Below are 24,436 nucleotides of genomic sequence, written 5' to 3' on the forward strand. Positions count from 1 at the left end.
GTCAGGCATCTCAGGCCTCGCCAATGTCGATGATGATGTTGCCATCGGCATCCGAGCGCGCTCGGTCGCCGGGTTCAAGCACGGTCGTGGCGTCCATCTGTTCAAGGATCGCCGGGCCTTGGATAACCGCATCGAGCGGCAGTTTTTCCCTGATATAGACCGGCGTGTCGTGCCAGCGCCCGGCATACCAGACCGGGCGAATCTCTCGCCGTGCCTCGTCCAGTGTTTTCGCGCGCCCGGCCGGATCGATCAGCCGCGACAGGTCGATCGCCGGCCGCACGCCTGTCACCGAGGTGTTGAGGTTCACAAGGTTGGCACGGATCTCCGGCAACTCGACCTTGAAGCGGGCGAAATAGGCTTTGTCGAACAGGGCCTGCAGCTCTTTGCGGCTCACTGTCGAGGACGGCAGCGGCACGTTGATGATGTGGGTCTGGCCGACGAACTGCATGTCGGCGGAGTGGGTGACGCGGATCGTCTCCGGCTTGACCGCTTCCTTGCCGATCAGCTCCTCGCCTTCGTTTCGGTGCCGTTCCAATACAGCGTGAAGTTGGGTTTCATCAAGCACGGTCACGGGCTGGTTGACGGTGTTGACGAAGTCGTGGCGCAGGTCCGCGACGACGCAGCCGAGCGCGTTGGTGATGCCGGGGCGCGCCGGCACCAGCACCTTGGGCAGGCCGAGTTCGCGCGCCAGCGCCGTGGCGTGCAGCGGACCGGCGCCGCCGAAAGCGAACAGCGCGAAATCGCGCGGGTCATGGCCGCGCGACACCGAGACCATGCGGATGGCGCCGGCCATCTTCATGTTGCCGAGCCTGAGCACCGCGCCCGCCGCCTCGACGCCGGACAGGCCCGTCGCCTTGCCGATCCTGTCTTCGAAGATGCCGGTGACGCGCTCCACGGTGACCGGGTTTTCGACGGCGAGCAGCTTCTTCGGCGCCAGCCGGCCAAGCACGAGATTGGCGTCGGTGATGGTCGGCTCCAGGCCGCCGCGCCCGTAGCAGATCGGGCCGGGATTGGCGCCGGCGCTTTCCGGGCCGATCTGGATCAGGCCAGCGGCATCGACGCGCGCGATCGAACCGCCGCCGGCTCCCACCGTGTGCACCGCCACCATCGGCACGTGGATCGGCATGGCATATTCGATCTCGATCTCGTTCGAGACCGCCGGCTCGGCGTTGCGGATCAGCGCCACGTCGGTCGAGGTGCCGCCCATGTCGTAGGTGACGAGGTTTTCGAAGCCGGCGCGCTTGCCCGTATAGGCAGCGGCAATCACCCCGGAGGCCGGACCTGACATGACGGTCTTGGCCGATTCACGTGTGACGAAGCGGGCCGAGATCATGCCGCCATTGCCGTTCATGATCAGGAAGTCGCGGGCATAGCCCTTGGCGGCCAGTTCCTTGCGCAGCCGCTCGACATAGCGCTCGAGGATCGGCTGCACCGAGGCGTTCACGGAGGCGGTGACGCCGCGCTCGAATTCGCGCGCTTCCGACAGCAGCGCATGACCCGTGGTGATGTAGCCATTCGGCCAGAGCTCGGCGGCGATCTCGGCGGCGCGCCGCTCATGCGAAGGGTTGGCGTAGGCGTGCAGGAAATGGATGACGAGGGATTCGCAGCCTGCCGCGATCAGCGTCTTCACCGCTTCACGCATCCCGGCCTCGTCGAGCGGCGTGCGCACCGTACCCGAAGCCTCGACGCGCTCCGACACTTCGAGCCTGAGATTGCGCGGGATGACGGGAACGAAGGTGCCGGTCATGCCATAGGGTTGCGGCCGTGTGCGCCGGCCAAGCTCGATCACGTCGCGAAAACCGCGCGTGGTGATCATGCCGGTCCTGGCCAGCCGGCGCTCGAGTACCGCATTGGTGGTGGTGGTGGTGCCATGCACGATGAGGTCGATGCCGTCGATCGGAAATCCGGTGGCGCCGAGTGCCGAAACCACGCCGAACGCCTGGTTGTCGACCGTGGTCGGGGTCTTGGCGATGTGCACCTTGCCGCCGTGCTTGCCGTCGATCAGAAGCAGGTCGGTGAAGGTTCCGCCGACATCGATGCCGGCCACGACGCTGCCCAGGGAATCCGGCGGCTGCACCGAAAAATTCTCTTTCATTGTCGAAACCCGAAATGCTGGGACTACGGATACGGCACAGTTTGGAAAGGTGTTTCGCGACGGTATCTTGACGCAAATATCGTTTGTATACTAATAAATTCCGGACACAAGAGCTTACCGCCTTGGAGTGTGCGAGCGGCACGCCGGAACCTGAATGGTTCGGGCGCGCAGGAAAAGGTTTGGCGCCCGGGTCCCCGGTTGGGCCAGAAAGTTGGATTTGATGAACACCACATCCGCCTTCAACATCGCCGGCGCCCGCCCGCTGCAGTTTCCGATTCCGGCCAATGTCTATGCCGAAACCGTCGTCTCGGTGAAACACTACACCGACCGGCTGTTCTCGTTCCGCATCACCCGACCGCAGTCGCTGCGCTTCCGTTCCGGCGAGTTCGTCATGATCGGCCTGCCCAATGCCGAGAAGCCGGTGTTCCGCGCTTATTCGGTGGCAAGCCCGGCCTGGGACGAAGAGCTGGAATTCTTCTCGATCAAGGTGCCGGACGGCCCGCTGACCTCGGAACTGCAGAAGATCCAGGTCGGCGATACAGTCATCATGCGCCAGAAGTCGACCGGCACGCTGGTGGTCGATGCGCTGACACCCGCCAAGCGGCTGTTCATGATCTCGACCGGCACCGGCATCGCGCCCTTCGCCAGCCTGCTGCGCGATCCCGACACCTACGAGAAATTCGATCAGCTGATCCTGACCCACACCTGCCGCGACAATGCCGAACTCACCTACGGCCAGGAGTTGGTGGCGGCGCTGGAAAGCGACCCGCTGATCGGCGAACTGACCGCCGGGCGCGTGACGCTCTACAATTCGACGACCCGCGAGGAGTCGGCCTGCATGGGCCGCATCACCGCGCTGATCGGCTCCGGCAAATTCTACGCCGACCTCGGCATCGAGAAGCTGAATCCCGAGACCGACCGCATCATGATCTGCGGCTCGATGCATATGCTGAAGGACGTCAAGGAACTTGCCGAAAGTCTCGGCTTCCAGGAAGGTTCGCTCAGCCATCCCGCGACTTTCGTCGTCGAGCGTGCCTTCGTCGGCTGAGACCTGCTGCCCCCTTTCCTTCCAGGCGAACGCCTGATCTGGGATGCCCTGCTGGGACAGGTCGGACCGCTCGATCCCGACCGAAGGCACCGAAATCGCGCGCCTGTCAGCGCATACCGTCATATCTGATTTCAGGCCAAGCACGGTCGTGCCCGGAACGGCAATGTCGACGTCCGCCGCGTCGACCGGGCCCGCATGGCCGTGTGCGGTTGAGGCGCTCCTCGAGCCCTGGCTCGGACGGACCCTGGAAGTCACTTTATTGCGATGCAGCATTCAAGGCGGCCTCACGCATCCTTGAATGCCGCAGCGCAACATGACCGACTTGTAACCTGACAGGGCCGGGCCATCGGGACTACTGTCCCGGTGATCGACGCGGTCGGTCCTAACCTCCCAACCATCCTGAAAAGGCTTGATATTCTTGCCAGCCAGGTGGACGGCACCATGAGCATTTCATCAACACAGCAAACCAGTCGCAAACGGCCGAAGCGCTCCCGGAGCATCGTCCTGTTGACCACACTCCTCCTGCTCGCCGGCGGCTACGGCCTATGGCGCAGCCACGCCGACGGCGTGGCAAGAGCAGCCACCCAAACGGCGCAACCCTCGCCCAAGGTCCCGGTCACCGTGGCCACGGCAGAGAAGACCGATTTCCCGCTTTATCTCTATGGGCTCGGCACGGTGACGCCGCTGAACAACGTCAGCATCTCGAGCCGCGTCGCCGGCGTCGTCAACCAGGTTCCGGTCGAGCAGGGGCAAATGGTCAAGCAGGGCGACCTGCTCGCCGAAATCGACCCGCGTCCCTATCAGGCGGTGCTCGACCAGGCGAAGGCCAAGGAGGCGGAGGACGAAGCGACGCTCAAGAATGCGCAGGTCGTCCTCGATCGCCTGTCCACGCTCCTGAAAAAGACGTTCGAAACCCAGCAGGATGTCGATAACCAGCAGGCTGTCGTCACCACGACCGCCGCCACGATCGAGGGTGACAAGGCAGCGATCGAGGCGGCGCAGCTCAACCTCGATTTCACCCGGATCACGGCGCCGCTGACCGGCAAGACAAGCTTCCGCACCATCGATCCGGGCAACATCGTGCAGGCCGGCCAGAGCCCCGGGCTTTTCACGGTCGTGCAGCTCCAGCCCATCTATGTGTCGTTCACGCAGCCGCAGGACGAGGTTTCGACCATCAACAAGGTTTTCGCGGCCGGCCCGGTTGCGATCGATACGCTTGGCGCGGACATGAAGACCGTGCTGGCGAGCGGCAGACTGGAAGCGATCCAGAACGCGGTCGACCAGGCTTCCGGCACGATTTCGCTCAAGGCGACGTTCACGAACCAGGACAATGCGCTGTGGCCGGGCCTGTCCGTCAACACGCGCATACGCATCGGCACGATGGTGGGCGCGATCGTGGTGCCTGACGAAGCCGTCCAGCACGGCCCTGACGGGCTCTTCGCCTATGCCGTCGGCGACGACGGCAAGGTCCGTCGGCAAGCCGTCAAGACGGGTCCTTCGGACGGCGGGCAAACGGTCGTCACCGACGGCCTCGCCGCCGGACAGCGTGTCGTGGTTGCCGGCCAATACCGGGTGGTCGATGGTGCAAGCGTCGATCCAACGCCGGCTCCTGGCGGCGGACAGGCGCAGAACGGCGCTGCCGGAGGTGCAAGCTGATGGCACAGATCGGTGTTTCCACGCCTTTCATCCGCTATCCCGTCGCCACGTCGCTGTTGATGATCGGCGTGCTGTTCGTCGGCGTGGTCGCCTATCTCAACCTGCCCGTCGCGGCGATGCCGAACGTCGACTTCCCGACGATCCAGGTGTCGACCAGCCTGCCGGGCGCCGACCCGATCACGATCGCATCGTCGGTGACCCAGCCGCTCGAGACGCAGTTCGCGCAGATACCGGGCATTGCCGAAATGACATCGAGCAGCCTGTCCGGCTCCAGCCAGGTCACCCTGCAATTCGCGCTCGACGTCGATATCGCATCGGCCGCCGGGCTGGTGCAGTCGGCCATCAACGCCGCCGGCGGACAGCTGCCGAAGAACCTCCCCAATCCACCCACCTACAGGGAGGTCAATCCGACCGATTCGCCGATCATGCTGATCGGCGCAAGTTCGACCGACTTGCCACTGACGACGTTGAGCGACGACGTCTACACCAAGCTGGCGCAAGTGATCAGCCATGTCGACGGCGTCGGCCAGGTGCTGGTCGGCGGCCAGCAGACGCCTTCGATCCGTGTCCAGCTCGATCCGGCCAAGCTGGCGGCAAGGGGCCTGTCGCTGGAAGCGGTGCGCACGCCGCTGTCGATCGGCACGGTGGACCTGCCCAAGGGCAACATCCAGGGCGAGGTGCGCTCCTTCACCATCTTCTCCAACGACCAGATGACGGCGGCCGATGACTGGAACAACGCCATCATCGCCTATCGCGACGGGGCGCCGGTGCGGGTCAAGGATGTCGGCCGGGCCGTGCTCGACGCGCAGGACTATACCCAGGCCGGCTGGACCGACACGACACGCGGCGTCGTGCTCGTCATTTTCAAGGAGCCCGGCGCCAACATCATCGACACGGTCGACAAGATCAAGGCGGAGCTGCCGATGCTGACCGCCTCGATGCCGGCCTCACTGAAGCTGCAGGTGCTTTCCGACCGCACCCAGACCATCCGCGCCTCGGTGGCGGACGTGCAGTTCACGCTGATGCTCACCATCGGGATGGTGGTGATGGTGATCTTCCTGTTCCTGCGCAATGTCTGGGCGACCGCCATCCCGGCCTTCACCGTGCCGCTGGCGCTGCTTGGCGCATGCGCCCTGATGTGGTCAGCCGGCTACAGCATCGACAATCTGTCGCTGATGGCGTTGACGATCTCGATCGGCTTTGTCGTCGACGACGCCATCGTCATGCTGGAGAACATCGTCCGCTATATCGAGCACGGCGAGAAACCGATGGATGCCGCGATCCGCGGCGCCAGCGAGATCGGCTTCACCATCATGTCGATCTCGATTTCCCTGGTGGCGGTGCTGATCCCGCTGCTCCTGATGAGCGGCATTATCGGCCGCCTGTTCAAGGAGTTCGCGGTGACGCTGGCCATGACCATTCTGGTCTCGGCCTGTGTCTCGCTGACGCTGACGCCGATGCTGGCTTCGCGCTTCATCAAGCCCGCCAACGAGGAACATCACGGCAGGCTCTACCGGTGGAGCGAAAGCGTCTTCGACGGCATGCTGCGCGCCTATGAGCGCGGCCTCGACCGGGCGCTCGGGCATCGTTTCATCACGCTGCTGGTGTTCCTGACCTGCGTGGGCCTTACCGGCTATTTCTTCACGCTGGTTCCAAGCGGCTTCTTCCCGCAGCAGGACACCGGCCTGATTTTCGGTCAGGTGATCGCGGGCCAGGACGTCTCCACCGGCCAGATGCAATCCTACATGGCGCAATTTGCCGGGATCGTCTCCAAGGATTCGGCGGTGGCGCATTTCGCGGCATCGACGGGCGGCAATGGCAACACGCAGAACACCGGCCGCATGTTCATCCAGCTGAAGCCGCGTGACGAGCGCGACGTTTCGGCCGACCAGATCATCCGGCGGCTGCAGCCGAAGCTGTCGGCCGTCCAGGGCGCGCGCCTGTTCATGCAGGCCTCGCAGGACGTGCGCGTCGGCGGCAAACTGTCGGCCTCGCAATACCAGTATGTGCTGGAAAGCAGCGACCTCGACTCGCTCGATGACTGGGCGCCCAAACTGTTGACGGCCTTGCAGCGCCTGCCCGAATTGCGCGACGTCTCGACCGACCAGATGAGTTCCGGCACGACGCTGACGCTGCAGGTCGATCGCGACCAGGCCGCCCGCTACGGCTTGACGGCGAACGACGTCGACAACACGCTCAACGACGCTTTCGGCCAGCGCCAGATCGCCCAGTATTTTACGCAGCTTTCGACCTACGACGTGATCCTGGAGGTGCTGCCGTCGCTGCGCGGCAACCTCAAGGCGCTCGATCAGATCTATCTGACGACATCGAGCGGGTCGCAGGTGCCGCTCTCGGCCATCGCCAAATGGACGACGAAACCAGTGCAGCCGCTGGTGATCAATCACGAAGGCCAGTTCCCGTCGGTGACGATCAGCTTCAACCTGGCGCCCAACATCGCGCTCGGCCAGGCCACCGCCGCGATCGACAGGGCCGCCGCCGAGATGCGGCTGCCGGCGACCATCCAGACCAACTACACGGGAACGGCACAGGCCTTCCAGCAGTCGCTGTCTTCAGTGCCGGTGCTCATCCTCGGCGCGCTGGTGGTGGTCTATTTGATCCTCGGCATCCTCTATGAAAGCTACGTCCACCCGCTGACCATTCTCTCCACCCTGCCCTCCGCCGGGCTTGGCGCGCTGGGCACGCTGCTCGTCTTCCATATGGAGTTCAACCTGATCGGGCTGATCGGCGTCATCCTGCTCATCGGCATCGTCAAGAAGAACGGTATCATGATGGTGGACTTCGCCATCGCGGCGGAAAGGGACCAGAACCTCAGTTCCCTGGAATCGATCCGCCAGGCCTGCCTGCTGCGCTTCCGGCCGATCATGATGACCACCATGGTCTCGATGCTGGGCGCCCTGCCGCTGATGCTGGAGAACGGCACCGGGGCGGAGATCCGCCAGCCGCTCGGTTATACAATGTTCGGCGGACTGCTTGTCAGCCAGGCGCTGACGCTCTTCACCACGCCGGTGATCTATCTCTATCTCGACGACCTTTCCCATTGGCTCACCTCATTCGGCAAGCATGAGCCGGAGCATGCCGAACCCGAACTTATCGAGGCTGAAATCGGCGTGGCGGCGCGCAAGCTGGCGGCCGAGTAGGCTTGCGTCGGCGCGCGGGCCGACATCAGCTTGTGGCCTCGGTCCAAACGATCGTGTAAGTATCGCCCTAAAGCGCGTCGCGTCGGAACGGATTCGTGCAACGCGCTTTAGGCTTTTGTTTTATGCATGTCGTTCCCCCAAAACCGAGGTCACTTTTGGGCGACATGCATTGAACGAGAAAGGGCAGGAAATGAGCAATACGATCCGCGAAGCCGAGCCCGGCACCAGCGCGTCGAAAGTGACGCCGCTGCCGGCCCGCGCCGCCGCCAACACCCCGATACCGCCGGATCATCGCATCGCGCGCAATCCCGGCATGAAGCTCGATCTCGGCTTCATGGAATCGGTGCGCAGCGTCAACCGCTCGGCACTCGAACGGCGCGTCGCCAGCCTGACCAAGCGGCGCTCGATCAAGGCCGACAACCAGGCGGCGTGGCTGCTGCGCGCCATTGCCTGCATGGACCTGACGACGCTGAATTCCAATGACACCGAGGAGCGGGTGCGCCGGCTCTGCGCCAAGGCGATCAACCCGCTGCGCCGCGACATCGTCGAGGGCCTCGGCATTTCGGGCGAAACCATCCGGCCGGCGGCTGTCTGCGTCTACCATCCCTTTGTCGCTACCGCAGTCGACGCCGTGCGCGGCACCGGCATCCATGTCGCCGCCGTCTCCACGGCCTTTCCGCATGGCCTTGCGCCGCTGTCGACGCGCCTGCAGGAAATCGAGGCTTCGGTGCGCGACGGCGCCGACGAGATCGACGTCGTCATTCCGCGCGGGCTGGTGTTCGGCGCCAAATGGCGGGAGCTCTACAACGAGATTGTCTCGATGCGCGCCGCCTGCGGTGACGCGCATCTGAAGGTCATTCTCGGCACCGGCGACCTCGCCACGCTGCGCAATGTCATGCTGGCCTCGATGGTGGCGATGATGGCGGGCGCCGATTTCATCAAGACCTCGACCGGCAAGGAAAGCGTCAATGCGACGCTGCCTGTCGGGCTGGCCATGGTGCGCGCCATCAGGGCCTATTTCGAGGAGACCGGCTATCTCATCGGCTTCAAGCCGGCCGGCGGCATCTCCACCGCGAAAGCCTCGCTCGACTGGCTGGTGCTGATGAAGGAAGAACTCGGCCGGCCGTGGCTCGAACCCGAGCTGTTCCGCTTCGGCGCGTCGAGCCTGCTGACCGACATCGAGCGCCAGCTGGAGCACCATTTGACCGGGCATTATTCGGCCAATCACCGCCACGCGATGGCTTGAGCACCCACCCCGATCGGCTTTTGCCGATCGACCCTCCCTTGGGAGGGTGAAGGAGGCACGATGAACATTCTCGACCGCTATCACGCCATGGACTACGGCCCGGCGCCTGAAGCCCGCAACGAGGCCGACGCATGGCTTGCCGCGCGCGATTTCGGCAAGGCGCTGTTCATCGACGGTGCCTGGAAGGCCGCGTCCGGCGGCAAGACTTTCGAGACCAGCGAGCCGTCTTCCGGCAAGCTGCTGGCCAAGATTTCGGACGCCAGTGCGGCCGATATCGACGCGGCGGTCGCGGCAGCCACCAAGGCATTGCCGAAATGGAGCGCCAGTTCTGGCTACCAGCGCGCCAAGGTGCTCTACGCGATCGGCCGCGCCATGCAGCGCCACCAGCGCCTTTTCGCCGTGCTGGAGACAATCGACAATGGCAAGCCGATCCGCGAAAGCCGCGACATCGACGTGCCCTTGGCGATCCGCCATTTCATCCATCATGCCGGCTGGGCGCAGGCGCTGGACAAGGATTTTCCGGGCCATAAGGGCGTCGGTGTCGTCGGCCAGATCATCCCGTGGAATTTCCCGCTGCTGATGCTGGCCTGGAAGATCGCGCCCGCGCTCGCCGCCGGCTGCACGGTGGTGCTTAAGCCGGCCGAATTCACGCCATTGACCGCAATCCTGTTCGCCGAGATTTGCGAACGCGCTGGGGTGCCGAAGGGCGTCGTCAACATTGTCCATGGCGGACCCGAAGCGGGGGCTGCCATCGTCAATCATCCCGGCATCCAGAAGATCGCCTTCACCGGCTCCTCGGAGGTCGGCAAGATCATCCGTAAAGCCACCGCCGGGTCAGGGAAGAAGCTGTCGCTGGAGCTCGGCGGCAAGTCGGCCTTCATCGTCTTCGAGGATGCCGATCTCGACAGCGCCGTGGAAGGCTTGGTCGACGGCATCTGGTTCAACCAGGGCCAGGTCTGCTGCGCCGGTTCGCGGCTCCTGGTGCAGGAAGGCATCGCCGATGCCCTGATCGCCAAGGTCAAGACGCGGATGAGCAGGTTGCGCGTCGGCAGTCCGCTCGACAAGAACACCGATATCGGCCCGCTGGTCGACATCACACAGCTCGACCGCGTCAAGGGACTGGTGGCCGAAGGCGCGAAACAGGGCGCCGTCTGCTGGCAGCCGGATGCGGCGCTGCCGTCCTCCGGCTACTACCATCTGCCGACACTGGCCACCGGTGTTTCGCCGGCTAACGTCCTTGCCCAGGAAGAGGTGTTCGGGCCGGTTCTGGCGACCATGACCTTCCGCAACACCGAGGAAGCGATCGAACTCGCCAACAACACGCGCTATGGACTGGCGGCCTCGGTTTGGAGTGAGAATGTCAATCTGGCTTTGCACGTGGCTCCGCAATTGAAGGCCGGCGTCGTCTGGGTCAACGGCACCAACATGTTCGACGCTGCCTGCGGCTTTGGCGGCTACCGCGAGAGCGGCTTCGGCCGCGAGGGCGGGCGCGAAGGCATGTTCGAATATCTCGCGGCAAAGCTGCCGCTCGGTCCTGTCATAAAGGTCGCGACTGTCTCGGCGCAACCGGTCGAGCAAGCCGACGGCCTGGCCATAGACCGCACGGCGAAGCTGTTCATCGGCGGCAAGCAGGTACGGCCGGACGGCAATTATTCGCTGGCCGTCGCCACCGCCAAGGGCAAGCTGGCCGGCGAGGTCGGGCTCGGCAGCCGCAAGGACATTCGTGACGCCGTTTCGGCCGCACGCGGTGCCAAGGCCTGGCCGGAGGCGACCGCCTATAACCGCTCCCAGGTGCTTTACTATCTTGCCGAGAACCTGTCCGGCCGCACCGACGAGTTCGCCGCACGCCTCGTGCAGCTCACGGGCGTGACGGCCAAGGCGGCGCGCGAGGAGGTTGAGCAGTCGATCGAGCGGCTGTTCCTTTATGCCGGCCTTGCCGACAAGTTCGAGGGCCGCGTGCACCAGCCGCCGGCTCGCGCCGTGACGCTTGCCCTGCACGAGCCGGTCGGCGTCGTCGGCATCGTAGCACCCGATGTCTCGCCGCTGCTTGGCCTGATCTCGCTCATCGCCCCGGCGCTCGCGATGGGCAACACCGTGGTCGCCGTGCCGTCCGAACGCTATCCGCTGCTCGCCACCGACCTCTATCAGGTGATCGAATATTCCGATGTTCCGGCCGGCGCCATCAACATCGTCACCGGACGCAGCACCGAGCTTGCCGGCGTCCTGGCCAGGCATGACGATGTCGACGGGCTCTGGGTGTTCGCCGATGCCGAGACCTGCGCCAGGGCGGAAGCGGAGTCCACCGGCAACCTGAAGCGCGTCTGGAGCGGCAATGGCCGCAGCCTGGACTGGGCATCCGACGAAGCGGCCGGCGATGCTTTCCTGCGCCGCGCCATCGAGGTGAAGAACGTCTGGGTGCCTTACGGCGACTGACATTTCCGTGCTGTCGCAATGGTGATCGCGTTCGGACTTGACGCCCGGACACATGTTCTTTAACGAGAAAAAACATCTTTATCTGTAAACTGACGGCGGCCCAGGCTGCATGGTGATGCCTTACTGGCACACGACGCCGTGGCAGGACGCCGGTAAATCCGGATGATCCAGAGGAGCGAGGAGAAAAGCATGGCGGATCTGGCAGGCAAGGTCGTTGTCATCACGGCGGCGGCACAAGGCATCGGCAAGGCGAGCGCACTGGCCTTCGCCAAGGCTGGAGCCACCGTCCATGCCACCGACATCAACGAGGTGCTGCTCGCCGAACTCGCCAAGACATCCGGGATCAAGACCCGCAAGCTGGATGTGCTGAACGACGAGGCCGTCAATACAGCCTTTGCCGAGATCGGCCGCGTCGACGTGCTGTTCAACTGCGCCGGCTTCGTCCATTCCGGATCGATCCTCGAGATGAAGGATGGCGACCTCGATTTCGCGCTGAACCTCAATGTCCGCGCCATGGTTCGCACCATCCGCGCCGTGCTGCCCGGGATGCTGGAGCGCGGCGATGGCGCCATCATCAACATGGCCTCGCTGGCGAGCTCGACCAAGGGCGTGCCGAACCGGTTCGTCTACGGCCTGAGCAAGGCCGCGGTCATCGGCCTGACCAAGGCGGTCGCCGCCGATTATGTCGGCAAGGGCATACGCTGCAACGCCATCTGCCCCGGCACGGTCGAAAGCCCGTCGCTGCAGGACCGCATGCATGCGCAGGGCGACTATGAGGCCGCCCGCGCCGCCTTCATCGCCCGCCAGCCGATGGGCCGGCTCGGCACGCCGGAGGAAATCGCCGACCTCGCCGTTTACCTGGCCGGCGCGACCTATACGTCCGGGCAGGCCTACAATATCGACGGCGGCTGGTCGATCTAGCGCAATCAAGCAGGCGGTCGGCAAGCTGAGAATCGCGGCGCTTATCGAAGATCGGGAAGTCTGAAAATCCGGCTCGCGGACCCGTTCAACAGATGTCCGCGCTTGCCGGTTCTCAGGTCGATGGGTAGGGTCCGCCGGGCTCCTCAAGGAAGCCATCGCCTCGGCGGAGAATTTGCAAAAGGCCGCGAGGCCGCAACCAGGAGAAGGATTTAGATGAAACTGCTGCGCTATGGCGAGGTGGGGAGCGAACGTCCCGGCCTGCTCGATGCGGATGGAACGATCCGCGATCTCTCCGCCCATGTCGCCGACATTGCCGGCACGGTGCTGCATCCGGCCTCGCTGGAGATGCTGGGCAAGCTCGATCCGAAGTCGCTGCCGGCGGTTTCCGGCAAGCCGCGGCTCGGTGCCTGCGTCGCCGGCACCGGCAAGTTCATCTGCATCGGCCTCAACTATTCCGACCACGCCGCCGAGACCGGCGCCACAGTACCGTCGGAACCGATCATCTTCATGAAGGCAAGCTCGGCCATTGTCGGCCCGGACGACGACGTGCTGATCCCGCGCGGTTCGGTGAAGACCGACTGGGAAGTCGAGCTCGCCGTGGTCATCGGCAAAACGGCAAAATATGTCAGCGAAGCCGATGCGCTCGACTATGTCGCCGGCTATGCCGTCGCCCACGATGTCTCCGAGCGCGCCTTCCAGGCCGAGCGCCAGGGCCAGTGGACCAAGGGCAAGAGCTGCGACACGTTCGGCCCGACCGGCCCGTGGCTGGTGACCAAGGACGAAGTCGCCGACCCGCAGAACCTCAAAATGTGGCTGACCGTCAACGGCAAGACCATGCAGGACGGCTCAACCAAGACCATGGTCTATGGCGTCAAATATCTGGTGTCCTACCTCAGCCAGTTCATGTCGCTGCATCCCGGCGACATCATTTCGACAGGCACGCCGCCGGGCGTCGGCCTCGGCATGAAGCCGCCGGTGTTCCTGAAGGCGGGCGATGTGGTGGAACTGGGCATCGAGGGCCTGGGCCAGCAGAAGCAGACGTTCAAGGCCGACGTGTAGGCGCGGCAGTTCTTCCCCTTCTCCCCTTGTGGGAGAAGGTGGCCTCGCAAAGCGAGGTCGGATGAGGGGTGCGCGAAGGATCTCTGCTTGCAGAAGTCAAGCGCCTGAAGTCTTTCGGCCTTTTCACGCCTCACTCCGCTGGAACACCCCTCATCCGTCTCGGCGCCACGCGCCGATCCACCTTCTCCCACAAGGGGAGAAGGTAAGAGGTGTTGGCGCCAGATTACTTCAGCACCTTCCCATCAGCGCCAAACCGATAGGTCTTGGCCGGATCCGGCGTCGCATAGAGCGTCGCGCCCGGCTCGGCGTCGTAGACGCCGAAAATCCGCACCGTGATCAGCCCGGCCTTCTCACAATCGAGATAGAGATTGGTGTCGGCGCCGAGATGCTCGGCATGCACCACCGTGCCCTTCCAGGCGCCCGATTTCGGATCGACGGTCAGATGCTCCGGCCGAACGCCGATGGTCTTGGCCGTTTCGCCGAGGCGGGCGCCGTCGATGAAATTCATCTTCGGCGAGCCGATGAAGCCGGCGACGAACTCATTTGCCGGCGCATTGTAGAGTTCCATCGGACCACCGATCTGCTCGATCCTGCCGGCGTTCAGCACCACGATCTTGTCGGCCAACGTCATTGCCTCGACCTGGTCGTGGGTGACGTAGATCATCGTCGCCTTCAGCCTGCGGTGCAGTTGCGCGATCTCCAGCCGCGTGTTGACGCGCAGCGCGGCATCGAGGTTCGACAGCGGCTCGTCGAAGAGGAACAGCTTGGGCTCGCGCACCACGGCGCGACCGATGGCGACTCGCTGGCGCTGGCCGCCGGAGAGTTCGGCCGGCCGCCGCTCCAGATAGGGCTCCAGCGACAGCATCGATGAGGCGATGCCGATGCGGCGGTCGATCTCGGCCGCGGGTGTGCCGGCCTGCTTGAGGCCAAGGCCCATATTGTTCTTCACCGTCAGATGCGGGTAGAGCGCATAGGTCTGGAACACCATGGCGATGCCGCGCTTGGCCGGTGGCGTGACCGACACATCCTCGCCGTCGATCAACACCCGGCCGGAAGTCGAATCCTCCAACCCGGCGATGACCCGAAGCAAGGTCGACTTGCCGCAGCCCGACGGGCCGACGAAGACGACGAATTCGCCATCGGTCACTTCGAGGTCGATGCCCTTCAGCACCTCGACCGGCCCGAAGGCCTTCTTCACATTCTCGATCTTCAGCGAACCCACGGCTTCGTTCCTGTCGTTAGAGTTTGACGGCTATGCCGCTGCGCACGCTCTCGTCGGCGGCAAGGCAGACGGCGAGCGACTTCACCGCGTCGTCCATGTGTTTGGTGAGATCCAGATCCTCGCGGATCGCCTTCAACACGAAGGCCTGCTCGAGATCGCAGAGGTCCTGGTGGCCGGGTTCGCCTTCCATCGACAGCATCTCATCGGCTTTGGCGAACTTGCCGTCTGGGCCGGTCGCGGCGCTATGCAGCCGGATGGTCGAGGTCTTGGTGTGGGTGTCGATATCGTCCGACTTCACACCTTCCTTCATGACGATCGACACGCAGCCCTTCGGTGAAATGACGTCCTTCACGAAGAAGGCGGTCTCCGAAATCATCGGACCCCAGCCGGCTTCGTACCAGCCGACCGAGCCGTCATCGAACAGAACCTGCAGATGGCCGTAATTATACATCGACGGCGCCACCTCCTCGGTCAGCCGCACGCCCATGCCGCGCACCTCGACCGGCCTGGCGTCGGTGATCTGCAGCATGACGTCGAGATAGTGGACGCCGCAGTCGACGATCGGCGACGTCGTCTGCATCAGTTGCTTGTGCGTCTCCCACGTGTGGCCCGAAGACTGCTGGTTGAGGTTCATGCGGAACACGTAGGGGCCGCCGAGCTTGCGCGCCTCGGCGATCAGCCTGATCCAGGACGGGTGATGGCGCAGGATGTAGCCGATCACCAGTTTCCTGCCGTTGGCTTGTGCCGCCGCGACGACGCGTTTGGCGTCGGCCACCGTCGTTGCCAGCGGCTTTTCGACAAAGACGTGGCAGCCGGCCTCGAACGCCTTCACCGCATAGTCAGCATGGCTGTCGGAATAGGTGGCGATGCAGGCGACATCAGGCTTTTCATCGCGCAGCGCCTCGTCGAAGGAACGCCTGATGTCATAGCCCGACAGCCCGTCCGGCAGCGGCACGTCGGAACGGTTGATCAGCGCAGCGATCTCGAAGCCCGGATTGGTGTGATAGGCCAGCGCATGGCTGCGGCCCATATTGCCGAGGCCGGCGACGACGACACGAAGAGGTTTTTCCAAACTCACTTGACGGCTCCGGAGGTGATGCCGCGGATCAATTGCCGCGAGAAAATGACGTAGAGGATCAGCACCGGCATGATCGCCAGCGAAAGTGCTGCCAGGATGGCGTTCCAGTTGGTGACGAACTGGCCGAGGAAGAGCTGCGCGCCGAGCGTCACCGTCTTGGTCTCCTCCGACGGCGCCAGGATCAGCGGGAACCACAGATCGTTCCAGATCGGGATCATGGTGAAGACGGCGACGGTCGCCATGGACGGCCGCACCAGCGGCAGCACCAGGCGGAAGAAGATGGTGTATTCGGACAGGCCGTCGATACGGCCGGCATTCTTCAGGTCGTCGGAGACCTGCTTCATGAATTCCGACAGGATGAAGACGGCGAGCGGCAGGCCTTGCGCGGTGTAGACCAGGATCAGCGCCGTCAGCGTGTTGACCAGCCCGCTCGCCACCATCAACTGGAGGATGGCGACGGTGCCGAGCCGGATCGGTATCATGATGCCGAGCGCGAGATAGAGCCCCATCAGCGAATTGCCGCGGAAGCGGTATTCCGACAGGGCGAAGGCTGCCATGGCGCCGAATAGAAGCACGAAGAACAGCGAGGCGACGGTGACGACGAGGCTGTTCTGGAAATAGTGGATGAAGTCTCCCTGGCCGATCACCGTGGTGTAGCCGATCAGGTCGAAGGTTTTCGGCGTCGGCGGCGTCAGCGGCGCGCCGAAGATGCCGGCGCGGGACTTGAACGAGTTCATGATCACCAGGATCACCGGAAACAGCGCGATCGCCGTGTAGGTCAAAAGGATCGCATGGGCGCCGATGGTGCGGGGCAGCGAACGGGTAGCGGTGCTCATCTCCTGGCCCTCAGAACTGGTAGCGACGCAGGCGCGTCTGGACGAGGAAGAGGTAGACGCAGACGCCGCCGAGGATGATCAGGAACATCATCGTGGCGATCGCCGCGCCCATGTTGGGATCGCCGACCTGCAGCTGGAAACCGAAGAAGGCGCGGTAGAGGAAGGTGCCGAGAATATCGGTCGAATAGTTCGGCCCGGCGAGCGCCCCTTGCGCGGTGTAGATCAGGTCGAAGGCGTTGAAATTGCCGACGAAGGTGAGGATCGAGATGATGCCGATCGACGGCAGGATCAGCGGCAGCTTGATCTTCCAGAACTGCGACAGGCCGGTGATGCCGTCGCATTCGGCCGCCTCTATGACCTCGTCGGGAATCGACAGCAGCGCCGCATAGATCAGCATCATCGGGATGCCGACGAACTGCCACACCGAGATCAGGCTGAGCGCGGTCAGCGCGTATTGCTCCTTGCCGAGCCAGGGTGTGAACAGGCTTTTCAGGCCGACCAGGTCCAGCATGTGCGGCGCCACGCCCCACAGCGGCGACAGGATCAGCTTCCAGGCAAAGCCGACGATGACGAAGGACAGGATGGTCGGCACGAAGATCGCCGTGCGGTAGAAGGCCGCGAACCGAAGTTTCGGGCTGGACAGAAGTGCGGCCAGCATGACGCCGATCGGGTTCTGCACCAGCATGTGGATCATGAAGAACCAGGTGTTGTTCCTCAGCGCGTTCCAGAAACCCACCGACCAGTTGGGGTCGCCGAACAAGGTGCGGAAATTGTCCAGTCCGACGAAGATCTGGTGCTGCTCGATGTTGCGGAACAGCGACAGCTGCAGCGTTCCGGCGAGCGGCAGGATCATGATCGCCGTGTAGACGAGCACGGCCGGCGCCAGGAAGACGGCGATGTGCCAGCGAAACGGTCTTTTCGGTCGTATTTCTGCGGCCATGAGTTCGGTTCCCGCCGTCTCTCGGTTCCAGACGATGTTGATGCTAGAGCGGTTCACCGTTTTACGGAAACACCGAACCGCTCTATCTTTTTTGCACGCAATTCCGGACGGAAAACCGCTTCACACTTTTCCTGGAATTGCTCTAGATGATGCCTCGATGCACGGCCCATCCATCCTTGCCCGATACGGCAAGAACAAAGGCCTGCGACTGATCAGCCAGCCTTCCCAAGGAGATCAAGGGTAAGGCCGCGAGGCTGTGCCGACAATCGCTATCTGAATAGGTGCACCCTGGGAACCAGGATGTTCCGGAGCCGGCCAGGCATGCGCCCAGCCGGCTCCGTTGCCTGAGCTCTTACTTCGCCGGCTTGTACCAGCTGTCGAGGCCGGCCTGCAGCTTCTTGGCCGCATCTTCCGGCGTGACGGTGCCGTTGATGACGTTGGCTGACTGGACCCAGGTCTCGTTCTCGAGGTTCGGCGTGCCGCGCGACAGGATCTGGTAGGTCGAGCGGATCGTCGACTTGCACTTGCCGCGCCAGGAAACGAATTCCTGCGCCAGCGGGTCTTCCATCTTCACCGGCGAGGAGTTCAGGCTGAAGAAGCCCGGCAGCGCGTTGGCGTAGATGGTGGCGAAATCCGGCGAGGCCACCCAGGACAGGAAGGTCTTGGCCGCGTCCGCATGCTTGGAAGCCGCATTCAGGCCCATGCCGATATCGGTATGGTCGGAGATGTAGCAGGTGTCGCCGGCCTTCTCGACCGGCGGCGGGAAGGCGCCCATCTTGAACTGGGCCTGGGTGTTGAACAGGCCGATCTCCCACGAGCCGGCCGGGTAGATGGCGGCGCGGCCGAGCGTGAACAGGTTCTGGCTGTCCGGATAGGTCTGCGCCTCGAAGCCGTCGCCCAGATAGGGCTTCCACTTGGCCAGTTCGTCGAAGGGCGCGACCCATTCCTTGTCGGTCAGCTTCTGCGTGCCCTTGATCAGCGCCGCGCGGCCGTCCTCGCCCTTCCAGTAGTTGGGGCCGATGTTCTGGTAGCCCATGGTCGCGGCTTCCCAGAGATCCTTGGTGCCCATCGCCATCGGGATGTAGGTGCCGTCGGCCTTGATCTTGTCGAGCGCGGCGAAGAACTCGTCGCGGGTCTCCGGCACCTTGATGCCGAGCTTGTCGAAGGCGTCCTTGTTGTAGATGAAGCCATGGATGACCGAGGCCATCGGCACGCAGAAGCTTGCCTTGCCGTCATCGGTCTGCCAGGCGGACTTGGCCACCGGCGAGAAGTTTTCCATGCCGGGCAGCGCGCTGAGGTCGGCGAGGTTGCCCTTCTTGAACAGTTCGAGCGACTTGTCGAACGGGCGGCAGGTGATCAGGTCTCCAGCCGATCCGGCGGCGAGCTTGGCGCCGAGCGCGGCGTCATATTCGGTCGGAGCCGATGGTGCGAACACCACCTTGATGCCGGGGTTCTTGGCTTCGAAGGCGGGGATCAGCTTGTCCTTCCAGATGGACAGGTCGTCGCCGCGCCAGCTTTCGATGTTGAGCGTTACGTCCTCGGCGTGAGCCAACCCGGCCGAGCCGAGAATGCTGGTGCCCAGAAGCAGTGCCGTCAGTAGTTTCGTTGTCATGCTCAGTCTCCCTGTTGACCTTTTTCAGGTTCGGTTTTGATGAGAACAGGGGCTTTTTGGCCCCTTGCTCCCCTCGCAAGCCCGTTTCACCCCGATGGAAATCGGGATGAGACAGGCTCTATTTCTCGGTTCGAGCATGATCTTTTCCGGAAAGCGGTTTCCGCTTTTCGGGATCATGCCCCAACGCGGAAAGGGCCGGCCGCAGTTTCTGGCCAGCCTCTTCCAGTATCTTCTGCGCCGCGGCGGCGCTGTCGGCGCCGGCAGCGAGCAGAATTGCGGTCTTGACCGCGCCGCCGCTTTTCTCGAGCAGCCCGGCCGCTTCGTCCTTGCCGCGCCCGCTGATGGCGGCGACGATGCGCGCGGCGCGGTCGCGCAGCTTGATGTTGTCGGCCATCAGATTGACCATGTAGCCGTCATGGACATGGCCAAGATGAACAGCGGTCAGGGTCGAGAGCATGTTGAGCGCGATCTTCTGGGCGGTGCCGGCGCCCATGCGCGTCGAGCCGGCGATCACTTCCGGCGGCGTTTCGAGCAGGATTGCGGTTTCGGCCTGGCGAAGCAGGGCCGAGTCCCGGTTGTTGGCGATGCCGATGGTGGCCGCACCGCGACGGGCGGCTTCTTCGATCGCGCGCACCGCGTATGGCGTGGTGCCGCTGGCGGAAAGCGCGATCAGGCAATCGCCGGCGCCAATACCGGCATTGGCGACAGCCGTCGCGGCCTCCTCGACATCATCCTCGGGGCCGCCCGCCAGCGTCCTGAAAGCCTCATCGCCGCCGGCGACCAGGATGGCGATGCGGTCGCGCTGGATGCCGAAGGTGCCGGGCAGTTCCAGCGCATCGGCCAGCGCCATCAGGCCGGAACTGCCGGCCGCGGCATAGGCAAGCTTGCCGCCGCCGCTCAATCGGCCCGCAATGATCTCGGCTGCCTTGGCGATGGCCGGAATGGCGTTGCGGACGGCTTTCGCGGCTTCGATCTGCGCATCGGCCAGCGAAACAAGGATGGCTTCCGGTGCCTGGATATCCAGCCCCTCGGCATTCCTGTGAAGCGCTTCGGTGCGCGTTTCAGCCATCCGTGTTCCTCCAATACCAGAACAATACCAAAAAAATACCACTTGTCCACACGCATTAACGAATTCGCGGACAGGAAATCGGTGAGCCGACGAAATGTCTAGATTTTTCAATAAAATACGGCTTAATCTTTTTGAAACGGAAATTAAGCCTTGGCTATTGGTATTTTATTGGTATTATCGGCCCGGAGGAGAAATCGCGTGAATTTCGTGCTCGGTATCGATGGCGGCGGCACCAGCTGCAGGGCCGCCCTTGCAACAGCGGACGGTACGGTCGTCGGTCGCGCCAAAAGCGGCGCCGCCAACATTCGCACCGACCTCACCGGGGCGCGGTCGAACATCGTCGATGCCGCGCGGCAGGCTTTCATCGCCGCCGGGCAGGATCCCGAGCTGATCCCGCAGACACCGGCCATCCTCGGCCTTGCCGGCGCCAATGTCGGCACCTACCGGCAGCAGCTCGAAGCGATCCTGCCGTTCAGCACCAGTCGCGTCGAGACCGACGCCGAAATCGCGCTGGAAGGGGCGGTGGGCTCTGGCGACGGGGCCATGGCGATCCTCGGCACCGGCACCGCCTATATGGCCCGCAAGGGCGGCAGGTCACGGGCGATCGGCGGCTGGGGATTTCAGGTCGGCGACCAGGGCAGCGGTGCCCGCATCGGCCGCGATCTGCTCGAACAGACGCTGCTTGCCCATGACGGCGTGCGCGCGGCTTCGCCGCTGACCGACGCGATGATGGCCATCTTCCGCAACAATCCCGAGGACGTGGTGGAATTCACCACCAATGCCAAGCCCGGCGATTTCGGCGGCTTCGCGCCCAAAGTGTTCGAGCACGCCGAGAAGGGCGATGCCGTCGCCAACTGGATCGTCGACAAGGCGGTCAGCGATGTCGAGGCTTCGCTCGGCGCGCTCGGCCTTTCCGACGACGCGCCGCTTTGCCTGCTCGGCGGGCTGGCGCCGCTCTACGCGCCACGGCTGTCGCCACGTTACCGGACGCTGCTCAAGCCGCCGCTCGACGATGCGCTGGGCGGTGCCGTGCAGATGGCGGTCAGGCTTTTCGCCAAGCCAGTGGAGGCGGCCCGATGAGCGATGCCGCCGACCAGATTTTCGCCACGCTGAGACAATCGTCGCAAAGCGGCGCGCCGCTCTACCTGCAGCTCAGGAAAAGCATCGAGGATGCGGTCAACCGTGGCCTGATCGGACCCGGCGACGCGCTGCCCTCCGAGCGCGACATCGCCACCAAGGCCGACATTTCGCGGGTCACCGTGCGCAAGGCGGTGCAGGATCTGGTCAAGGGCGGCATTCTTGTGCAGCGCCATGGCTCGGGCACTTTCGTGGCGCCACGCATGGAGCGCGTCGAGCAATCGCTGTCGCGGCTGACCTCCTTCACCGAGGACATGGCGCGACGCGGCATGGCGGTGCGCTCGGCCTGGCTCGACCGCGGCCTCTATGCGCCCTCGCCCGACGAGATGATGGTGCTCGGCCTGTCGTCGAACGAACTGGTGGCGCGCGTGGCGCGCCTGCGCATCGCCAACGACACGCCGCTGGCGATCGAACGCGCCTCGCTGTCGGCCAGCGTGCTGCCCGACCCGGCGGGCATCGGCTCCTCGCTCTATGCGGCGCTGCAACTGACCGGCAATCGCCCGGTTCGGGCGGTACAGCGCATCTCGGCCGCCAATCTCGGCGACGGCGATGCGCGCCTGCTGGAAGTGCCGCCGGGTATTGCCGGCCTGCATATCGAACGCATTTCCTACCTGGCGAGCGGCAAGGTGATCGAGTTCACCCGCTCCATCTACCGGGGCGACGCCTATGATTTCGTTGCCGAACTGCGGCTGACAGGGCCGAGCGAAGAGGGCCGACCATGACCTCCAACACCACACATATGCAGCGCGAGATCGAGGAGATCCCGCAGGCCGTCGCCCGACTGCTCAACGGTTCGGGCGCCATGCTCGCCGAGGCCGGGCGCGGCATCCGGGAACGCGACCCGCATTTCGTCGTCACCGTGGCGCGCGGTTCGTCCGATCATGCCGCGACCTTCATGAAATATGCCGTCGAACTGACCGCGGGCCTTGCCGTCGCCTCGGTCGGGCCGTCCATCGCCTCGATCTACGGCCGCAAGCTTAGGCTCGACGGCTCAGCCTGCCTGGCGATCTCGCAGTCAGGCAAGAGCCCCGACATCGTCGCCATGGCCGAGACCGCACGCGCCGGCGGCGCGCTGACCATCGCCGTCACCAACACCGCCGATTCGCCGCTGGCGCGGGCCTCGGACTATGCGATCGACATCCTGGCCGGCCCCGAGCGCAGCGTCGCGGCGACCAAGACCTTCGTCAATTCCGCTGTCGCCGGTCTCGCCCTGATGGCGCATTCCACCGGCGACGAGGCGCTTCTCAAGGCACTTGCCGGCTTGCCCGAGCATTTCGGCAAGGCGATCGCCTGCGACTGGATGAGCGTGCTCTCCGAAACCATCGAGAAGCAGAAATCGCTGTTCATCCTCGGCCGAGGACCGTCGGCGGCGATGGCCAACGAGGCGGCGCTGAAATTCAAGGAGACCTGCGGCATGCATGCCGAGGCCTATAGCGCGGCCGAAGTCATGCACGGCCCGCTGGCGCTGATCGGCCCCGACTTTCCGGTGCTGGCGCTGGCCGCGCGCGATGCGTCGGAGCCCTCAATCGCGGAAGCGGCCGACGGCCTGGCGGCCAAGGGAGCACCGGTGTTCGTCACATCAGCTCTTGCCAACCGCGCCACGCGCCTGCCGCATGTCGCCACCGGACACCCGCTGACCGATCCGCTGACGCTGATCGTCTCGTTCTACGTGTTCGTCGAGGCTTTCGCGCGCCACCGCGGCCTCGATCCCGACACGCCGCGCAACCTTCGCAAGGTGACGGAGACCGTATGAGCGACCGTTTGGCCCTGACAGGCGCCCGCATTTTCGACGGCGACAACTGGCATGAAGGCTCGGCGCTCGTCGTGCGCGACGGTCTTGTCGAGGCCATAGTGCGCCAAGGTGCCCTGCCCTCGGACGTCCGTGCCGTCGACGCCGGCGGCGGTATGCTGGTGCCGGGCTTTGTCGACATCCAGGTCAATGGCGGCGGCGGCGTCATGCTCAACGACCACCCCGATGTCGCCTCGATCGAAACCATCTGCCGGGCGCACGCGCCATTCGGCACGACGGCGCTGCTGGCGACGCTGATCACCGACACGCCCGCGATCACCGCGGCCGCCATCGCAGCCGGCGAAGCAGCAGCGCTGCAAAAGGTGCCAGGCTTCCTCGGCCTGCATCTCGAGGGCCCGCACCTGTCGATCGCGCGCAAGGGCGCGCATGATCCGGCGTTGATCCGGCCTATGACGGACGCCGACCAGGCGATGCTGATCGCGGCGCGGCAGAAGCTGCCGGTGCTGCTCACCACGGTCGCGCCGGAATCCGTCGAACCGGCGCGGGTCGCGGCATTGGCGAAGGCCGGCGTCGTCGTCAGCCTCGGCCATTCGGATACCAGCTATTTCAAGGCAAAAACCTTCGCCGAGGCGGGCGCCAGCGTGGTCACCCACCTGTTCAACGCCATGAGCCAGATCGGCAACCGCGAGCCTGGACTGGCGGGCACGGCGATCGATGTCGGTACCTTGTCCGCCGGGCTCATCGCCGACGGCATCCACGTTCATCCCACGACAATCCGGATCGCGCTCGATGCCAAACAGGGACCGGGCAAGATCGTGCTGGTCACCGACGCCATGGCGACGATCGGCACCGACATGACCTCGTTCACGCTCAACGGCCGCACCATCTACCGCAAGGACGGGAGTCTCAGGCTTGCCGACGGAACGCTGGCGGGCGCCGATCTCGATATGATCTCGGCGATCCGGTTCATGCACGGCGTCGTCGGCGTCGAACTCACGGAAGCCCTGCGCATGGCCTCGCTCTACCCGGCGCAGGCGATCGGCCAGTCGCATCGGCTTGGCCGATTTGCCAATGGCACGGCGGCGGATGTCGTTGCACTGTCGGACGATCTTGGCATAGGACGCGTCTGGATCGGCGGCAACAAGGTGTTCGAGGCCGGCGCTCCACGCTGAGAGC

General features: G+C 64.4%; 18 protein-coding genes. 11 read left to right on the forward strand and 7 right to left on the reverse strand.

Annotated features, from left to right (window positions below; genetic code table 11):
* Positions 1–10: 10 nt before the first annotated feature.
* Entirely contained in the window at positions 11–2,095 is a 2,085-nt protein-coding gene (locus FJ977_RS09890; RefSeq protein WP_140770848.1) for a hydantoinase/oxoprolinase family protein, read from the reverse strand.
* Positions 2,096–2,315: 220 nt separating this feature from the next.
* On the opposite strand from FJ977_RS09890, the gene FJ977_RS09895 reads away from it, so the two are divergent.
* The 7 genes from FJ977_RS09895 to FJ977_RS09925 all read left to right on the forward strand — a co-directional run bounded on the left by FJ977_RS09895 (position 2,316) and on the right by FJ977_RS09925 (position 13,616).
* The gene (locus FJ977_RS09895) at positions 2,316–3,143 is read left to right on the forward strand and encodes a ferredoxin--NADP reductase (protein ID WP_140770850.1); all 828 of its coding nucleotides are present in this window, start codon (positions 2,316–2,318) and stop codon (positions 3,141–3,143) included.
* Between the two features lie 507 nt (positions 3,144–3,650).
* Positions 3,651–4,799 carry an efflux RND transporter periplasmic adaptor subunit gene (locus FJ977_RS09900; RefSeq protein WP_246682906.1) on the forward strand — a complete coding sequence of 383 codons (1,149 nt, stop codon included), beginning with the start codon at positions 3,651–3,653 and terminating at the stop codon, positions 4,797–4,799.
* Positions 4,799–7,957: an efflux RND transporter permease subunit gene (locus FJ977_RS09905; protein ID WP_140770854.1), complete on the forward strand. Its 3,159-nt coding sequence runs from the start codon at positions 4,799–4,801 to the stop codon at positions 7,955–7,957. Before FJ977_RS09900 ends, FJ977_RS09905 begins: the two co-directional genes overlap by 1 nt.
* A gap of 190 nt (positions 7,958–8,147) precedes the next feature.
* The gene (gene deoC, locus FJ977_RS09910) at positions 8,148–9,203 is read left to right on the forward strand and encodes a deoxyribose-phosphate aldolase (protein WP_056573791.1); all 1,056 of its coding nucleotides are present in this window, start codon (positions 8,148–8,150) and stop codon (positions 9,201–9,203) included.
* A 60-nt stretch (positions 9,204–9,263) separates the two neighbouring features.
* A complete protein-coding gene (locus FJ977_RS09915; RefSeq protein WP_140770856.1) occupies positions 9,264–11,636 on the forward strand; it encodes an aldehyde dehydrogenase family protein in 2,373 nt (790 codons plus the stop codon).
* A 189-nt stretch (positions 11,637–11,825) separates the two neighbouring features.
* Entirely contained in the window at positions 11,826–12,557 is a 732-nt protein-coding gene (locus FJ977_RS09920; RefSeq protein WP_140770858.1) for an SDR family oxidoreductase, read from the forward strand.
* Between the two features lie 213 nt (positions 12,558–12,770).
* Positions 12,771–13,616: a fumarylacetoacetate hydrolase family protein gene (locus FJ977_RS09925; RefSeq protein ID WP_140770860.1), complete on the forward strand. Its 846-nt coding sequence runs from the start codon at positions 12,771–12,773 to the stop codon at positions 13,614–13,616.
* A gap of 223 nt (positions 13,617–13,839) precedes the next feature.
* On the opposite strand, the gene FJ977_RS09930 is transcribed toward FJ977_RS09925, so the two are convergent.
* From FJ977_RS09930 to FJ977_RS09955, 6 genes are all read right to left on the reverse strand, one after another.
* Entirely contained in the window at positions 13,840–14,838 is a 999-nt protein-coding gene (locus FJ977_RS09930; protein ID WP_056573804.1) for an ABC transporter ATP-binding protein, read from the reverse strand.
* Between the two features lie 16 nt (positions 14,839–14,854).
* Positions 14,855–15,916 carry a Gfo/Idh/MocA family oxidoreductase gene (locus FJ977_RS09935; protein ID WP_181179729.1) on the reverse strand — a complete coding sequence of 354 codons (1,062 nt, stop codon included), beginning with the start codon at positions 15,914–15,916 and terminating at the stop codon, positions 14,855–14,857.
* The gene (locus FJ977_RS09940; protein ID WP_010912697.1) at positions 15,913–16,752 is read right to left on the reverse strand and encodes a carbohydrate ABC transporter permease; all 840 of its coding nucleotides are present in this window, start codon (positions 16,750–16,752) and stop codon (positions 15,913–15,915) included. The genes FJ977_RS09935 and FJ977_RS09940 overlap by 4 nt, the downstream gene beginning before the upstream one ends.
* A gap of 10 nt (positions 16,753–16,762) precedes the next feature.
* Positions 16,763–17,692 (reverse strand): sugar ABC transporter permease, encoded by a 930-nt coding sequence (locus tag FJ977_RS09945; RefSeq protein ID WP_140770862.1) that lies wholly within the window; start codon positions 17,690–17,692, stop codon positions 16,763–16,765.
* A 352-nt stretch (positions 17,693–18,044) separates the two neighbouring features.
* On the reverse strand, positions 18,045–19,304 hold the full coding sequence (locus FJ977_RS09950; protein ID WP_140770863.1) for an ABC transporter substrate-binding protein: 1,260 nt from the start codon (positions 19,302–19,304) through the stop codon (positions 18,045–18,047).
* Between the two features lie 118 nt (positions 19,305–19,422).
* A complete protein-coding gene (locus tag FJ977_RS09955) occupies positions 19,423–20,373 on the reverse strand; it encodes an N-acetylmuramic acid 6-phosphate etherase (RefSeq protein WP_140770865.1) in 951 nt (316 codons plus the stop codon).
* Positions 20,374–20,571: 198 nt separating this feature from the next.
* On the opposite strand from FJ977_RS09955, the gene FJ977_RS09960 reads away from it, so the two are divergent.
* From FJ977_RS09960 to nagA, 4 genes are read left to right on the forward strand one after another with little or no spacing between them, the layout of a single operon-like run.
* The gene (locus tag FJ977_RS09960) at positions 20,572–21,453 is read left to right on the forward strand and encodes an N-acetylglucosamine kinase (protein ID WP_140770867.1); all 882 of its coding nucleotides are present in this window, start codon (positions 20,572–20,574) and stop codon (positions 21,451–21,453) included.
* Entirely contained in the window at positions 21,450–22,232 is a 783-nt protein-coding gene (locus FJ977_RS09965; protein WP_140770869.1) for a GntR family transcriptional regulator, read from the forward strand. The genes FJ977_RS09960 and FJ977_RS09965 overlap by 4 nt, the downstream gene beginning before the upstream one ends.
* The gene (locus FJ977_RS09970) at positions 22,229–23,263 is read left to right on the forward strand and encodes an SIS domain-containing protein (RefSeq protein WP_140770871.1); all 1,035 of its coding nucleotides are present in this window, start codon (positions 22,229–22,231) and stop codon (positions 23,261–23,263) included. The genes FJ977_RS09965 and FJ977_RS09970 overlap by 4 nt, the downstream gene beginning before the upstream one ends.
* On the forward strand, positions 23,260–24,432 hold the full coding sequence (gene nagA / locus FJ977_RS09975; RefSeq protein ID WP_140770873.1) for an N-acetylglucosamine-6-phosphate deacetylase: 1,173 nt from the start codon (positions 23,260–23,262) through the stop codon (positions 24,430–24,432). The genes FJ977_RS09970 and nagA overlap by 4 nt, the downstream gene beginning before the upstream one ends.
* Positions 24,433–24,436 lie beyond the last annotated feature (4 nt).

It is taken from the genome of Mesorhizobium sp. B2-1-3A (assembly GCF_006442655.1).
Taxonomy (GTDB): Bacteria; Pseudomonadota; Alphaproteobacteria; order Rhizobiales; family Rhizobiaceae; genus Mesorhizobium.

Coding starts and splice junctions, on each gene's coding strand:
- FJ977_RS09890 (WP_140770848.1), bottom strand. CDS start 2,095: ATGAAAGAGAATTTTTCGGTGCAGCCGCCGGATTCCCTGGGCAGCGTC.
- FJ977_RS09895 (WP_140770850.1), top strand. CDS start 2,316: ATGAACACCACATCCGCCTTCAACATCGCCGGCGCCCGCCCGCTGCAG.
- FJ977_RS09905 (WP_140770854.1), top strand. CDS start 4,799: ATGGCACAGATCGGTGTTTCCACGCCTTTCATCCGCTATCCCGTCGCC.
- deoC (WP_056573791.1), top strand. CDS start 8,148: ATGAGCAATACGATCCGCGAAGCCGAGCCCGGCACCAGCGCGTCGAAA.
- FJ977_RS09915 (WP_140770856.1), top strand. CDS start 9,264: ATGAACATTCTCGACCGCTATCACGCCATGGACTACGGCCCGGCGCCT.
- FJ977_RS09920 (WP_140770858.1), top strand. CDS start 11,826: ATGGCGGATCTGGCAGGCAAGGTCGTTGTCATCACGGCGGCGGCACAA.
- FJ977_RS09925 (WP_140770860.1), top strand. CDS start 12,771: ATGAAACTGCTGCGCTATGGCGAGGTGGGGAGCGAACGTCCCGGCCTG.
- FJ977_RS09940 (WP_010912697.1), bottom strand. CDS start 16,752: ATGAGCACCGCTACCCGTTCGCTGCCCCGCACCATCGGCGCCCATGCG.
- FJ977_RS09945 (WP_140770862.1), bottom strand. CDS start 17,692: ATGGCCGCAGAAATACGACCGAAAAGACCGTTTCGCTGGCACATCGCC.
- FJ977_RS09950 (WP_140770863.1), bottom strand. CDS start 19,304: ATGACAACGAAACTACTGACGGCACTGCTTCTGGGCACCAGCATTCTC.
- FJ977_RS09955 (WP_140770865.1), bottom strand. CDS start 20,373: ATGGCTGAAACGCGCACCGAAGCGCTTCACAGGAATGCCGAGGGGCTG.
- FJ977_RS09965 (WP_140770869.1), top strand. CDS start 21,450: ATGAGCGATGCCGCCGACCAGATTTTCGCCACGCTGAGACAATCGTCG.
- FJ977_RS09970 (WP_140770871.1), top strand. CDS start 22,229: ATGACCTCCAACACCACACATATGCAGCGCGAGATCGAGGAGATCCCG.
- nagA (WP_140770873.1), top strand. CDS start 23,260: ATGAGCGACCGTTTGGCCCTGACAGGCGCCCGCATTTTCGACGGCGAC.